Source organism: Halorubrum lacusprofundi ATCC 49239, from assembly GCF_000022205.1.
GTDB classification, from domain to species: domain Archaea; phylum Halobacteriota; class Halobacteria; order Halobacteriales; family Haloferacaceae; genus Halorubrum; species Halorubrum lacusprofundi.
In genome coordinates, this window is sequence record NC_012029.1 from 1,600,150 (window position 1) to 1,613,366 (window position 13,217).

Annotated in this window: 15 protein-coding genes and 1 tRNA gene; 11 read left to right on the forward strand and 5 right to left on the reverse strand. The window is 63.7% G+C overall.

All coding sequences use genetic code 11. The annotated features are described in order from the left end of the window. Positions 1–2 precede the first annotated feature (2 nt). Positions 3–1,151, reverse strand: a complete 1,149-nt coding sequence (locus HLAC_RS07845) for an aminotransferase class I/II-fold pyridoxal phosphate-dependent enzyme (protein ID WP_015910306.1) — start codon at positions 1,149–1,151, stop codon at positions 3–5. Positions 1,152–1,304: 153 nt separating this feature from the next. Between HLAC_RS07845 and HLAC_RS07850 the strand changes: the two genes are divergently transcribed. The 6 genes from HLAC_RS07850 to pyrF all read left to right on the forward strand — a co-directional run bounded on the left by HLAC_RS07850 (position 1,305) and on the right by pyrF (position 8,017). Next, positions 1,305–2,330, forward strand: a complete 1,026-nt coding sequence (locus HLAC_RS07850; RefSeq protein ID WP_015910307.1) for an AI-2E family transporter — start codon at positions 1,305–1,307, stop codon at positions 2,328–2,330. Positions 2,331–2,402: 72 nt separating this feature from the next. Continuing rightward, positions 2,403–4,058: a succinic semialdehyde dehydrogenase gene (locus HLAC_RS07855; protein ID WP_015910308.1), complete on the forward strand. Its 1,656-nt coding sequence runs from the start codon at positions 2,403–2,405 to the stop codon at positions 4,056–4,058. 83 nt (positions 4,059–4,141) lie between these two features. Beyond that, complete coding sequence (locus HLAC_RS07860) at positions 4,142–5,500, forward strand: M14 family zinc carboxypeptidase (RefSeq protein ID WP_015910309.1); 1,359 nt, start codon at positions 4,142–4,144, stop codon at positions 5,498–5,500. Positions 5,501–5,582: 82 nt separating this feature from the next. Beyond that, on the forward strand, positions 5,583–6,386 hold the full coding sequence (locus tag HLAC_RS07865; RefSeq protein ID WP_015910310.1) for a hypothetical protein: 804 nt from the start codon (positions 5,583–5,585) through the stop codon (positions 6,384–6,386). Beyond that, positions 6,344–7,129, forward strand: a complete 786-nt coding sequence (locus HLAC_RS07870; RefSeq protein WP_049933701.1) for a class I SAM-dependent methyltransferase — start codon at positions 6,344–6,346, stop codon at positions 7,127–7,129. Before HLAC_RS07865 ends, HLAC_RS07870 begins: the two co-directional genes overlap by 43 nt. A gap of 57 nt (positions 7,130–7,186) precedes the next feature. Further along, positions 7,187–8,017 (forward strand): orotidine-5'-phosphate decarboxylase, encoded by an 831-nt coding sequence (pyrF, locus tag HLAC_RS07875; RefSeq protein WP_015910312.1) that lies wholly within the window; start codon positions 7,187–7,189, stop codon positions 8,015–8,017. Between the two features lie 10 nt (positions 8,018–8,027). Here the strand turns inward: pyrF and HLAC_RS18755 are convergent, their stop codons facing one another. After that, complete coding sequence (locus HLAC_RS18755) at positions 8,028–8,171, reverse strand: hypothetical protein (RefSeq protein WP_015910313.1); 144 nt, start codon at positions 8,169–8,171, stop codon at positions 8,028–8,030. A 50-nt stretch (positions 8,172–8,221) separates the two neighbouring features. On the opposite strand from HLAC_RS18755, the gene trmY reads away from it, so the two are divergent. From trmY to HLAC_RS19530, 4 genes are all read left to right on the forward strand, one after another. Beyond that, positions 8,222–8,845, forward strand: coding sequence for a tRNA (pseudouridine(54)-N(1))-methyltransferase TrmY (gene trmY / locus HLAC_RS07880; protein ID WP_015910314.1), 624 nt, complete (start codon positions 8,222–8,224; stop codon positions 8,843–8,845). After that, the gene (locus tag HLAC_RS07885) at positions 8,826–9,296 is read left to right on the forward strand and encodes a CHY zinc finger protein (RefSeq protein WP_015910315.1); all 471 of its coding nucleotides are present in this window, start codon (positions 8,826–8,828) and stop codon (positions 9,294–9,296) included. The genes trmY and HLAC_RS07885 overlap by 20 nt, the downstream gene beginning before the upstream one ends. Positions 9,297–9,391: 95 nt before the next feature. Beyond that, a tRNA-Pro gene (locus tag HLAC_RS07890) sits at positions 9,392–9,464 on the forward strand. A 269-nt stretch (positions 9,465–9,733) separates the two neighbouring features. After that, positions 9,734–9,985, forward strand: a complete 252-nt coding sequence (locus HLAC_RS19530; protein WP_015910316.1) for a hypothetical protein — start codon at positions 9,734–9,736, stop codon at positions 9,983–9,985. 93 nt (positions 9,986–10,078) lie between these two features. Here HLAC_RS19530 and HLAC_RS07900 read toward each other — a convergent pair whose 3' ends face one another. Together HLAC_RS07900 and HLAC_RS07905 are read right to left on the reverse strand one after the other, a co-directional pair. Then, positions 10,079–10,522: a hypothetical protein gene (locus HLAC_RS07900; RefSeq protein WP_015910317.1), complete on the reverse strand. Its 444-nt coding sequence runs from the start codon at positions 10,520–10,522 to the stop codon at positions 10,079–10,081. After that, positions 10,522–12,255, reverse strand: a complete 1,734-nt coding sequence (locus tag HLAC_RS07905) for an AAA family ATPase (RefSeq protein ID WP_015910318.1) — start codon at positions 12,253–12,255, stop codon at positions 10,522–10,524. Before HLAC_RS07905 ends, HLAC_RS07900 begins: the two co-directional genes overlap by 1 nt. A gap of 538 nt (positions 12,256–12,793) precedes the next feature. Here HLAC_RS07905 and HLAC_RS07910 point away from each other — a divergent pair. Continuing rightward, positions 12,794–12,958, forward strand: a complete 165-nt coding sequence (locus tag HLAC_RS07910) for a restriction endonuclease (RefSeq protein ID WP_088901237.1) — start codon at positions 12,794–12,796, stop codon at positions 12,956–12,958. Here the strand turns inward: HLAC_RS07910 and HLAC_RS07915 are convergent, their stop codons facing one another. Beyond that, a complete protein-coding gene (locus HLAC_RS07915) occupies positions 12,959–13,192 on the reverse strand; it encodes a hypothetical protein (RefSeq protein ID WP_015910320.1) in 234 nt (77 codons plus the stop codon). It lies immediately after the preceding gene. Between the last annotated feature and the right edge of the window lie 25 nt (positions 13,193–13,217).

Below are 13,217 nucleotides of genomic sequence, written 5' to 3' on the forward strand. Positions count from 1 at the left end.
TTTTAAGCACCTCCTTCCGCGTCGACCTCGCTCGCGCTCTCTCCCTCGATGACGCGACTCACCCGCTGCAGGCCCTCCTCCAACTCTGCGGTCGGGAGCCCGAACCCGATCCGGAAGCGGTCCGGGAAGCCGAACAGCCCGCCGGGCGCGAGCACGACGCTCTCCGTCTCGACGACGGCCCGGCAGAACGCCTCGGCGTCGTCGAACCCATCGGGCACCGTGACGAACCCGTTGACGCCGACCGGGTCGTACCAGTCGAGGTCGTGGCGATCGAGCCAGTCGGCGACGATAGCGCGGTTCGTTTCCGCCAGCTCGCGGTTCTCCTCTAAGATGCGCGGCTCGCGCCGACCGAGGGCCTGCTTCGCGACGTGCTGGCCGAACAGGCTCGGCGAGATGGTGGTGTAGTCCTTCCACCGCCGCGCGCGCTCGACGACCGCCTCGGGGCCGGCGATCCAGCCGAATCGGAGCCCGGCGAGCCCGTACGCTTTGGTGAGACTCGTCGTCGAAATTCCGTGGGCCCCGAAGCTCGCGACCGGCGGCTGCGGCTCCTCGGCGAGCAGGCGGTACACCTCGTCCGAGAGGAGGTACGCGTCGTGGTCGACGGCCACGTCGTAGACCGCCCGCATCGCCGCCTCGTCGTGGTACCGACCGGTGGGGTTGTTCGGGTTGTTCACGACGATCACGGCGGTGTCGTCGCGGGCGGCGTCGGCTATCGTGTCGGGGTCGAGCTCCCACTCCGGCGGCTCTAGTTCGACGCGGGTCACGTCGCCGAACGCCTCGGGGACCGCGTGGAGCGCTTGGTACGTGGGCGTGACGACGACGGCGTGGCTGCCGGAGCCGACCGTCGAGTCGGTCGACGAGTCGACTTCGAGTCCCTCGGCGTCCCCGAGCAGCGAGAGGAACGTAAGGAAGTTCGCCTCCTGCGTCCCGCAGGTGAACAGCACCTCGTCGGCGCTCCGGCCGTACCGCTTGCCGACCGAGTCACGGAAGTCGGGGTCGCCGTTCGTCGGGATGACGTAGTCGAGCCGGCCCGGATCGAGGTCGAACCGGCTCGCGTCCAGTGACCGGATCCCGCTTTCGGCCAACATGATGTCGGCCTCGTGTTCGTACTCGGCGAACCAGCGTTCGAGGCCGAACGGGTCGATGCGCATACCGGACGTGGGAGTGGCGCGAGGTTATGTGCTGCGGTCCCTCGTGGCGGTCTCTGGAGAGGAGCGTCTCCGAAGTAGTGACGAGTACCGACGCCGAGACGCCGCAGACACCGCCATCGCAACGATTTTTGCCGGCGGATGTGACCCCGAATCATGATTCTCAACCGGCGGCGACTGCTGGCTACACTGCTCGTCGCGGTGGCCGCGCTCGCGGCGGTCGTGTTGGCGGAAGTGCTGCGAACCGTCGTCTTCGCGGTCACGGTCGCGTACGTCCTGTACCCGATCTGCCAGTGGCTCGTCGGACGAGGATTGTCCCGCCGGATCGCGTGCGTCGGCACCACCGTCATCGCCTTCGTTGCCGCCGCGATTCTCGTGGTTCCGTTGCTCTACGTGCTGTATCGGCGGCGGGCGGAGCTGATCGAGATCCTCGAGCAGATCCCCGATGTCGTCCCGATCAGCGTGGGTGGGTTCGAGCTGGTCATCGAGATGGTGCCGTACGTGGCGGCCGCCGAGGTGTGGGTTCGACAGGTCGCGCTCGCGCTCGCGGCGGCGGCGCCGCGGCTCGTACTCGAACTCGTCGTGTTCACGTTCCTCGTGTACGGGCTCCTCTATCGACCGGGTTCGGTCGAAGCCGCCGTCTTCGGTGTGGTCCCGGCGGAGTACCACGACATCCCGACGCGGCTCCACGAGCGGACGCGAGAGACGCTGTACTCGATCTACGTCCTGCAGGCGGCGACGGCCGCGGGGACGTCCGTGCTCGCATTCGTGGTGTTTTGGGCCTTAGGGTACGGGTCACCGGTCTTGCTTGCCGTCATCGCCGGCGTCCTCCAGTTCATCCCCATTATCGGCCCGAGCGTGCTCGTCGTCGCACTGGCCGTGGGAGACCTCCTCGTCGAGGAGACCGGGCGGGCGATTGCCGTGCTAGTACTCGGTCTCGTCCTCGTCTCCTTCGTCCCCGACGCGGTGATCCGGACGCAGCTCGCCGACTGGACCGGAAGGATCTCTCCGGGACTGTACTTCGTCGGATTCGTCGGCGGTATCCTCACTCTCGGCGCGGTCGGACTCATCGTCGGTCCCCTCGTCGTGTCGCTGTTGCTCGAAGTGATCGACATGCTCTCCGAGCGCGACGTGCCGCCCGACCGGATCGGGAAAGAAGAGAGGGCGGAGTCGACGGACTGACCGCTCTCGTCGCCCGTTCCACCCGATCCACCGGCACGGCTTTCCCCTGTCCGACCGTGCGTCGCGTATCCGATGTCCTCGACGAATTCTCCCACCGCGCTCGACGACGCTCCGAGTCTCGCGGCGCGGCGGCTCGACGATCTCGCTGATCGCGTGGCGCGTTCGAGTTCCGCGGACGCCGACGGCGACGCGGACGGGCCGGCCGCCGGGACTGACGCGATCGACGTGTTCGCTCCGGCGACCACCGAGCGAATCGGCTCGGTGCCAGCCTGCGAGGCGAGCGACGTCGACGCCGCGGTCGAGCGCGCCCGGGAGGCGCAGGCGGAGTGGGCGGCGACGCCCGCGAGGGAGCGCGCGGCGGTCCTCGACCGGTTCGGCGACCTCGTGCTCGACCGCCATGCAGAGCTGCTCGACCTCCTCCAGCTGGAGACCGGGAAGTCGCGCCGAACCGCGGTCGAAGAGTTGTTCGACGTACCGATGGGATGCGGCTACCTCGCCGAGACAGCGCCCGGCGTCCTCGCCGACGAGCGGCGCGCGGGCGTCGCACCGGGGATGACCACTGCGACCGTCACCTACGATCCGGTCGGCGTCGTCGGCGTGATCTCGCCGTGGAACTACCCGCTGACGCTGTCGATGGCGGACGCGCTCCCCGCGCTGGTCGCGGGCAACGCGGTCGTGCTTAAACCCGACGAGAAGACGCCGTACGGCGCGCTCGCGCTCGGCGAGCTGCTGGAGGTCGCGGGTCTCCCGGACGACCTGTTCCAAGTTGTCACAGGTGACGGACCGACCGTCGGTCCCGCGCTCATCGACGCGGTCGACTACGTCGCGTTCACCGGGAGCACCGAGACCGGCCGGATCGTGGCCGAGCGCGCGGGACGGAACCTCATCGACTGCTCGCTGGAGCTCGGCGGCAACAACCCCCTCATCGTCCTCGACGACACCGACGTCGACGAGGCGGCCCGCGGCGCGGTACAGGCCTGCTTCTCGAACGCTGGGCAGCTCTGTCTGTCGGCGGAGCGAATCTATGTCGTTGAGTCGGCCTACGACGAGTTCGTCGACGCGTTCGTCCGCGAGACGGAACGGCTCACGCTGGGGACCGGTTACGACTACGACGCCGAGGTCGGCTCGCTCATCGACGCCGCCCAGCTCGATCGGGTCCAGAACCACGTCGACGACGCGCGGGAGCGCGGCGCGACCGTGCTGACGGGCGGCCGCGCCCGTCCCAACGTGGCGCCGTACTGCTACGAGCCGACGATCCTGACCGACGTGGAGCCGGATGCGACCGTCGCGTGCGAGGAGACGTTCGGTCCAGTGGTCTCCGTGGCACCCGTTCCAGACGCCGACGCCGCGGTCGCAGCCGCCAACGACTCCCCGTACGGGCTCAACGCGAGCGTGTGGACGCGGGACCGGGATCGGGGCGCCGAAATCGCCCGCGATATCGACTGCGGCACCGTCAACGTCAACGACGCCTTCCTCGCGACGTGGGGCGCCGTCGACGCGCCAATGGGTGGTTTCGGCGACTCCGGGATGGGCCGCCGCCACGGGCCCGAGGGGATCCGGCGGTACGTCGAGTCCCGGACGATCGGGGTCTCGCGCGTCGGTCCCCTCACCTTCCCGGACCGAATCCCGATCGGCTGGTTCGTCCGCGGCGCGTTCGCGGCGCTCTCGCTCGGGCGGCGGGCGAGCCGCGGCGTGCGGCGGCTGAAAGAGCGGATTCGGCTGCGATAGCTCATAAATAATTCTCCGACTGCATATATCTAGAAAGATATTTATACGATAAATTAAACAATTTCGGGACGGGTGTTACCAGTATGCACAGAAGGCGGTTCCTTCGGAGCAGTATCGCCGCGGTCGGCCTCGCAGGGTTCGGATCCACGGTGAGCGCACAGTCGGGCGGCGACTACCGTCCCGGCGGGCCGTGGGCGCCGAACGAGCGCGCGGTCAACTACGAGGCGTATCTCGACAACCAACAGCTCGGCGAGCGCCTCAAGCAGATCGACCGGCGGAGCGACCGGGTCGAACTTGAACAGATCGGCGCCTCGGCCGGCCGTGAGGACCCGATCTGGGAGGTCACGATCGGCGACGGCAACGAGAGCCTCCACCTCATCAACCAGATCCACGGCGACGAGCCCTCCGGCGCCGAGGCCGTCGTGAAGATCCTCAACCGGCTGGCGACCGGCGGCTCCCGGCGGGTCGAGACGATCTTGGACAACCTCACGATCACGATCGTCCCGCGGGTCAACCCGGACGGGGCGAACTTCGTCGGTGACGACGGGCTCGAAACGGATGGGGAGCTCCGGCAGCGCCGGTACAACACCAACACGTGGGAGGAGGGCGACTCCCGGTACATCAACCGCAACTCGTACTTCGCCGGCGACGTGCCGGGATACGACATGAACCGGGGGTTCAGTATCCTCCCCGACTTCGAGCCGGGCGACGAGGACGAAGACTGGTGGGATGTCGTCGAGGAAGCCCCGCAGTTCGGATACCTCAATATCCCGGTCGAGGACGTCCCGGTCGATGTCCGCGACCCGACGGTCGCCGCCGGCGAGAATCCGTACGACGAGCTGTGGTCGATGGGACTCAATCTCAACCCGGAGAACCGGGCAGTGACGGAGTCGTTCCTCGACGCCGACCCCGACTGGGCGATCACTCATCACCACCAAGGCGCGGTCGTGGATCCGGACTCCCCCGATCGGGGGAACGGACCCAAACAGCAGTCGATCATGAGCGTGATGGCGCCGTTCGGTCCCAGATACATCGACCACGATAGGTTCGACTACGCCAGCTACGTCGGCAACGGGAACCCGTACCTCTCTGAGGACGCCCAGACGCGCTCGCTGCAGCTCAATCAGCTGGTCAACGAGCAGGCCCAGCAGTTCGGCAAGGGGAAGTTCAACACGCTCACCCGGTACGGATACGGTCCGCTCTGGGGGTCGTACCTCGACGCGCTGTGTCCGCGGACGGACGCCGCCGGGATGCTCTACGAGGTGTCCCACCAGAGCGACGAGCGCGGCCACAAGGCGATCGGCACGACGGTCAAGATCACCGTCGAGGGGTTCATGGCGACGTTCGAGCGGATCGCCGACGGCTCGATCAGCGAGGTCGACGAACTGGACTACTTCGACATGCCGCTGGCCGAGGGCATCGAGAGTCCGTTCGGCCGATAGACCGGCCTCGATACCACGGTCTCCGAGTGCGAGCGGCCCGTCGGACCTGCGGATTCAAGGCCCGTGCCCACCATGTGACACCATGGCAGGACCGGATCCCGCCGAACTGTGGCGGGTCGTCGACGCGTTCCCCGCAGCGCCCGACGGCGACGACGCCGACCGCATCAACGACGCCGACCGCATCAACGACGCCGACCGCGTCGACGACCTCCTCGACGGCACGTACAGCAGGCTGACCCGCGAGTGGTACCCCGATCTCGTGGAACTGACCGAGACGTTTGCCGACGACGACATCCTCCGGGAGGACGTGCTCGAACACGTCGAAGCGGCGCCGTCGTTCCGGCTTTCCGACGGGGCCGCGCCGCTCCCGGAGAAGCGCCGCGCGCTCGCGGCGGCCGACGAGGCGGCCGACGAGGTGACCGAGATCGCGGGCTGGTACGCGACGCTGCGGTCGATGCTCGACGACGACCCCGACGACCTGACTCGCGTCGAGCGACTGCTCCACGGCTTCGGCTACGTCCTCGCACACGGGCTCTTCCTCGGCGCGTCGTCGCCCGAGCGCGTCGTTCGGCGGCTCCGGCTGGCGTACCGGTCGGTCGGCGTCAGCATCGACGACACCGCCAGCGAGGCCGGCGCCGAGCGGACGACGTTCACCTGTCCGTATCGCGACGTGGGCGCGCGGATCTACGGCGAGAAGTGGGTGTGTCACGAGAAGCTCGATCGCGTCGACGACGGCTACGTGACGTACCTCGCGAAGCGGGGTATCGACTACCAGCGACCCCGGGGCTGCGACGGGAGCGAGGTGTGTTACTCCACCGTCGTGCGCGACGGGCCTGAGCTGTGGTGGCCGAAGACCGCCCCCGCGGCGGTCCGCGCCCACTCGTGACCCGAGATCGTCGAGGGTCGCGGTCGACACCGTCGCGACCGCACTCCGGGGACGAGTCGCCACCGGCGGCCGGCGACGAGCCCGCGGCACACCGGATCCAGCGCGCGTACGCCGTGCGGGCGCGGGTCTATGACTGGTTCGCGCGAGCGACCGCCTCGGTCGGGGGCGTGCGGGCGGGCTGCGTGCGAGCGCTCGACCTCGATCCGGGCGACACGGTCGTCGAATTCGGCTGCGGTCCGGGGGTCAACGTTCCCGCACTACGCGAGGCCGTGGGCCCGACGGGGCACGTCGTCGGCGTCGACATCACCGGCGCGATGCTCGATCGGGCGCGGGGTATGACCGAGCGCCGCGGCTGGGAGAACGTCTCGTTCGTGCAGGCCGACGCCACCGACCCGCCGATCCGCTCGGCAGACGCCGTCCTCGCGACGTTCGTCACCTCCCTGTTCCCGGACCCGTACGCGGCCGTGAGCGGCTGGTGTGAGCTGGCCGATAGCGTCGTCATCGCGGCGTTCGCGCCGCGAGGGAGCCGCCCCGCGAACGCCGCCCTCTCCGCGTTTGCCAGATTGAACGGCCGGCTGTTCGACGCGGGCGGGGGCGACCCGCTCGACCAGCTCGACGCACGGACGGCGGCGGCGCAACGGGCGCTCGCTGACACCGCGGAGACGGTGACGGAGGAGCGGTACCTGTTCGGGACGATCACGATGTGTGCCGGGTACGGGTGCGCGGGTGACCGTTGCGGGTGACGGGCGGATCCCGAGCGGAACGCAACGTTTAGCGCGCCCCCGGACGCAGTGACGGCCATGAGCTTCTTCGAGACACTCGCGGACCGGATCGAAGCGACCGACAGCGTCGTCTCGGTCGGACTCGACCCGGACCCGAATCGCCTCCCCGAATTCCTCGCCAACGCCGACCTACCGCGGTGGGCGTTCAACCGCCGGATCATCGACGCGACCCACGAGCACGCCGCCTGCTACAAGCCGAATGCGGCCTTCTACGAGGACGCCGACGGCTGGCGCGCGTTAGAGGAGACGATCGCGTACGCCCACGGGAAGGACGTGCCGGTCCTCTTAGACGCCAAGCGCGCCGACATCGGCAACACGACCCGGCAGTACGCCGCCGCGCTCGACCGCGCCGACGCGATCACTGTGAACCCGTACCTCGGTCGCGACTCCCTCCAACCGTTCCTCGACCGGGAGGAGAAGGGCGTGTTCGTCCTCTGTCGCACCTCGAACCCGGGCGGGAGCGACCTGCAGGACCTCGAACTCGCCTCCGGCGAGCCCCTCTACGAGCGCGTCGCGGCGCTCGCGGACGTGTGGAACGGCAACGACAACGTCGGTCTGGTCGTGGGTGCGACCGCGCCCGAGGAGCTGGCCGAGGTCCGCGAGATCGTCCCCGAGATTCCCTTCCTCGTTCCCGGCGTCGGCGCGCAGGGCGGCGACGCGGAGGCCGCGGTCGAACACGGGCTCGCCGACCGCCCGGACGCCGCCGTCGACGTGGGGCTCGTCAACTCCTCGCGCGGGATCATCTTCGCCGGGGAAGAGTCGAGCCGCCCGGACGACGAGGCGACGTACTTCGGCGCCGCCGGCGACGCGGCGAAGCGACTCAAAAAGCGGCTGAATCAGTACCGGTAGCGAATCCGACTCACTGCGTCTGCCCCTGCGCGCACGCCGTGCAGATATCGGCGTCGTCGTCCCAGTGGTCCTCACAGACGGCGCGGCCGCATCGCGGACACGTGTGGCTCGCCGGCGCCGCCTCGCAGACGTGACAGAGTCCGGTGACGCTCATGGACCCGCTTGGGTCGGGTCGCTTATGAGTGTCGGGGGCGACCCCCGCGTATGCGCCAGTTCGTCGTCATCGGCCACGACGTGCCCACCGATCCGGACGCGATCTCGCTGTCGGACATCCCCGGTGCGGGCCGGCTCGACCTCCTCTGCCGGTGTGTCGCCGCCGGCGTGTTCCTCTCGCACGGGATCCGCGAGCGCGTCCGAGTCCACCTCGTCGTCGCCGACGAGTTTACGGTCACCTTCGACGCCGACAGCCTCCGGCACCTCCACCCCGACGAGCGCAACGTCGCCGCGCGGATCCGGGACGCGCTCGACGCGCAGGACGACGCCATCGGGCACATGCCCGCCGACGTTTCGCCCGGCGTCGAACTCCGGCGGATGGGACTGGAAGCGACCCTCGACCGGGTGCTCGACACTCCCGGTACCTCCAGCGCGTCTGCCGACCCAACCCTTGTCCAGCTTCACGAGGACGGCGATCCCCTCGTCGACGCCGCGCCGCCGACCGACCCCGTGTTCGTGCTCTCCGACCACAACGATTTCGCCCCCGCCGAGCGCGACCTGCTCGCGGACCGTGCGGAGCGCCGCGTACGCGTCGGTCCCGAGCTACTCCATGCCGACCACACCGTCTCTGTCGTCCACAACTGGCTCGACACCGATGGCTACGAGTCCTACTGACGACCGGCGCACGACGACCGCGCCCGCGACTGACGACCGGTTCGCGGTCCCGCTCCGGGGCGTCGCCGTCGACCCCGAGACGCGCTGTGCCCACTGGGACGACCCCGTCGACGTGGTCGCGCTCCGGTTCGGTTGCTGTGAGGCGTATTACCCCTGTGACGCGTGCCACGACGCCGCGACCGACCACGAGGCCGAGCCGTGGCCCCGTGACCGGTTCGACGAGCCGGCGGTGCTGTGCGGCGTTTGCGGGGCGACGCTCACCGCCCGCGAGTACCTCGACGGCGACGGAAAGGCGCAACGTGCCTCTGGCAGCGAGGGACAGAGTCCCTCGGGCAACCGGGCTTCGCCCGGTGACAGCCAGGGGAAGCCCGACGACGACGCCTGTCCCCGGTGTGACGCCGCGTTCAACCCCGGCTGCCGGGCGCATCGCGACCGGTACTTCGAGGCGTGAGGCGGGGGATCGGGGCCGGTTCTCGTTGGGATCGATCCCCGATCGCCCCCGACTTTCGGAAAGGTTAAAAGAACGAACGGCCTTCCTGAAAATGCGGGCCGGTGGGGTAGCTTGGTATCCTTCGGCCTTCGGGTGGCCGTAACCACGATTCAAATTCGTGCCGGCCCACTTCTCCCGCATCCGTTTTCAATCTGAGCAGCGACGTCCTTCGGGTGGCCGTAACCACGTCCCCGCGAGCGAAGCGAGCGGGGGACGACGAGTCGCACGCCCGGGAAGCGACCGCAGGGAGCGACCCGGAACGTCTCGTCTGTATTCAAATTCGTGCCGGCCCACTTCTCCCGCACTTTCAACCGGTTAGCGACAGCCCTCGTCAGCTTCAATCGGTGTTCGAGAACGACTGATCGCGAAGAGATCGGCGTCTTCGCGACCTCTGCGAGATGGCGACGAAGACGAACTCGCTCGTCGGCCGGCTGACGGCGATCGAACTGCCGGCCGTGGACGACGTGGCTGACGGCTTGGAGAACCACCTCCGGACGGTCGAAAGTGTCGAGAAGCTCAACGAGGAACTGGTGATCAGCTACGCGATCGTCAACGACGGCGATGCGAAGCACAAGCGAGAGCAGATCGAGACCGACCTGATCGGGGCGCACTGGCTGGTGACTGAAGCAGCGCCGTGGGACCAGTTCTAAACGGTTTTGACGGCTAAGCAGTTTGACGAACTTCCTATATAGAAATCATAGAGACGAACCTAGCCTACCAAAACAATCTGAAAGAGGAGCTGTCTATACTTGCGACTGCTCCGTCTCTTCTTTCGCCTCCTGGATAACCTCGTCTCCGACGATATCTGAGCCTGGGCGATCCTTGTCAGATTCTGCAATCCCCAAGATGGTCTGAATCCGTGGCTTGAAACCCGGGTCTAGTTTACTCAATCCGCGTTTGAGTCCGCCTGCGACCTCTTTCCCGCCTTCTGTTAACCAGAATATGTGAATTCGATCATCCTTGTCCAGTTCGGTGAGATCTAGATCATCCAGTGACTGCATAATCTCCGTGAAGCCCGGATCAGTCGGGCCCCACCGCTCCCTCGTGAATCCCCAGTCTTCCTCTTCAAGTGCGTTTACTCGATACTTGTAGAGGACTTTTTGGTACTTTAGTTCCCCATCTATCTCCCCATCAAACTCATCAAGCATGAGCAGATGGGGATGGTTCTTCGCTTCTTCGTCTTTCATTATGTATACCTCCCGAGAGATGCTTGGATTCGGTGACGAGTCAGCTGCCCCGTCTTGGGGAACTCATCCAATAAACTCTTATCAGATGACGTACAAATTATCTGCTCGTCACACGATTCGATGAACTCCAGTAGATTCACTCTACCTTCGGCATCGAGATTCGAGAACGGTTCGTCGCAAACGATAGTTGACCATTCAGTCGTATCTGACTCCCGCACAAAACGGTTGTACGCAACCGCAAAGGAGATATTCATAAATGTGATTTCTGCGTCACTCAAGTCTCCTGCTCGGTCATACTTTCTGGGTCCTTCAGCTCCAGGGATCTCGATATCGCCATCCTGCATCATCTGGATCTCCAGTCCGATTTCGCCAGCCATTTTCTCGAAGATCTCCTGCCACTCCTCTGAGAACTCCTCAATCTCTGCATTGATGCTGTCTTCTCGCATTTCTTCCACCTCGTCTTTAGCCTCCTCCAGCCGTTCTTCAGAGGACTCTAGTTCGGCTTCTAACTCCTCAATCTTATTTTCTTGCTCCGAGATCACTTCCTCGATTTCGTCAATACTCGACTGATAGCGTTCCAGTTCCTCCTCGATTTCCTCAACGATAGCGGAGAAGTCGTAGTCATTATTCCGAATGACCCTTTCAATTCGGCCGTCGACATCACTCAGTGCCGGTTGTTCCTCACGGATCTCTGCGATCTCTTTGTCGACACTTTCTAACTCTGAGTCAATCTCCTCCAGTTCCTCTTCAATCTCCTCTAACTCTTCTTCCGACCGGCTGATCTTCTCATCGATGTCTGCCTTGATTTCGTCACTGCGATCTTTCACAGCACAGAACGGGCAGCGAGACCGACTCAGTCGATTCTCGGCTAACTCCGTATCGACGTGTCCACTACAGGCGGGACAGACGAAGTCATTTACAGCTTCGGCGATTATCCCGTTCCTCTCTGACTCCCGATACCGTTCCCATTGTCTCTTTTCTTTTCTCTTACTCCTCTGTTTGCGTTGTAAGAAATCCTGCTTCTGGGAAGCTTCCGAGAGATCTTGTTGGAGTTCTTCGTTCGTCTCAATTGTCTCGATGATTTCCTCAAGTTCTCCAGACTCGGCAAGAGACTGAATCCGCTCGTATTTTTCCAGTTGGTTTTCGTCGCTACGGAGATTACTATCTCGCTCCTGTTTATCCTCCTCTCTTCGACGTAGAGTCTGCTTGATCTCTGCAATCCTCTCTTCAAGCTGATCAATCTCTTGATCGGTCTCTTCTATGCTCTCCTGAGTGCCTTGATCGACTGCCGACCTAATGTGATCCAGTCGGGCGTCTTCCGACAGTCGCGAAATCGGCATTTGTTCGATGTGCGAGTGTACGAAGTGGTTTTTGATAACTTGTGAACTGGAGACCTCAGTGGATGGATCTTCAGCTAACCAGTCCGCGAGTGCTTCTTGTGCTTCCTCCTCACTTTTCTCGATATCACCCCTTCTAAACTGAGCGCCCAGCTTACCTCGGCGGAATTCCGTTCCGTCACTGAAGTGTAGGGATACGTTGTTGTTCCGACCGGTGGACAGCTCAATGGTTTCCCTCGAACCAAGGAGATTGTACAGAATCGCGTTGAAAGTGAGCGTTTTTCCTGTTCGGTTGCCCCCCTGTATTAGTAGGTTCTCACCTTCGATGTTTGTGTGTTCAAACCCCCCGTACTCTTCTTTTGCAAATTCGCGAGAATGAATTTTCGTGATAGTCATCTATTCTAACATCACTGGAGCCATTTGAATAGTCCTTTTGATTTTCATAAAAGAAGAGAGACATAATATGAGGATGGATAGTAGAGAGAGGGCAAAAAGCCCGAGACTCATTAGTCGACCAGTTATCAGATACGCGTGAATTCCGAAGACTACGGAAGCAAGCAATCCAGAATAGAATAGACAAGTATATCGAAATACTTGACCATCAAACTTGTCAAGATCTTCTCTGTTTCCTTTATATTTATCAATAAAATTCTCTTGACTGTTCTTTTTCTCCATATCTCTTTTCACCTGAAGAATAATAGGAAACGAGAGAAAGGAAATCGCTGGCTTGCTAAGCAGTTCCAGAATGAGCATAAATAGAAATCCGGTAACTGCTGCGCTAAACACTAGCTCACTTCTAGCTAGGTCAGGAAGCCAGTAGCTCGCAGTGCCATATGTAAGAATAGTTGTAATGACCCCTCCTGGTCCAGTTTGAGTAATTATCCGAATTAAAGACATATTACGAGATTCTATGCCAATCAACTTATGCTTGATTATGGAACCGACTCCTGTAATCACTATTCTTTCACAGTGGTTCGTACTAGAAAACCACCTGCGGAAGAAGGAGCGCGCCGAGGAATTCGATGCCAATGTCGAGCAGACGGACCGGCTTATCGACGAGATCGTCTACGAACTCTACAGGCTGATCGAGGAAGTCTGATTACGTATCGTCTTCAGATTTCTGTTCTCGCGGGAAGCGGGCGGATGAGGTTACGTCGACGTAGCCGGCGAGGTAGCCGACGACGCGGATCGTGATCGACCAGTGGTCGTCGAGGTCGCCGCGATCGTCAGTAGCGACCCAGCCGGCCTTCGCGAGGACGCGGAGGCGAGTCCAGACGAGACGACCACCGAGGTGGAGGTCATGAACGGTCTGCCACCACGACGAGATCGACACCTCACAACTACGACTTTGACAAGCT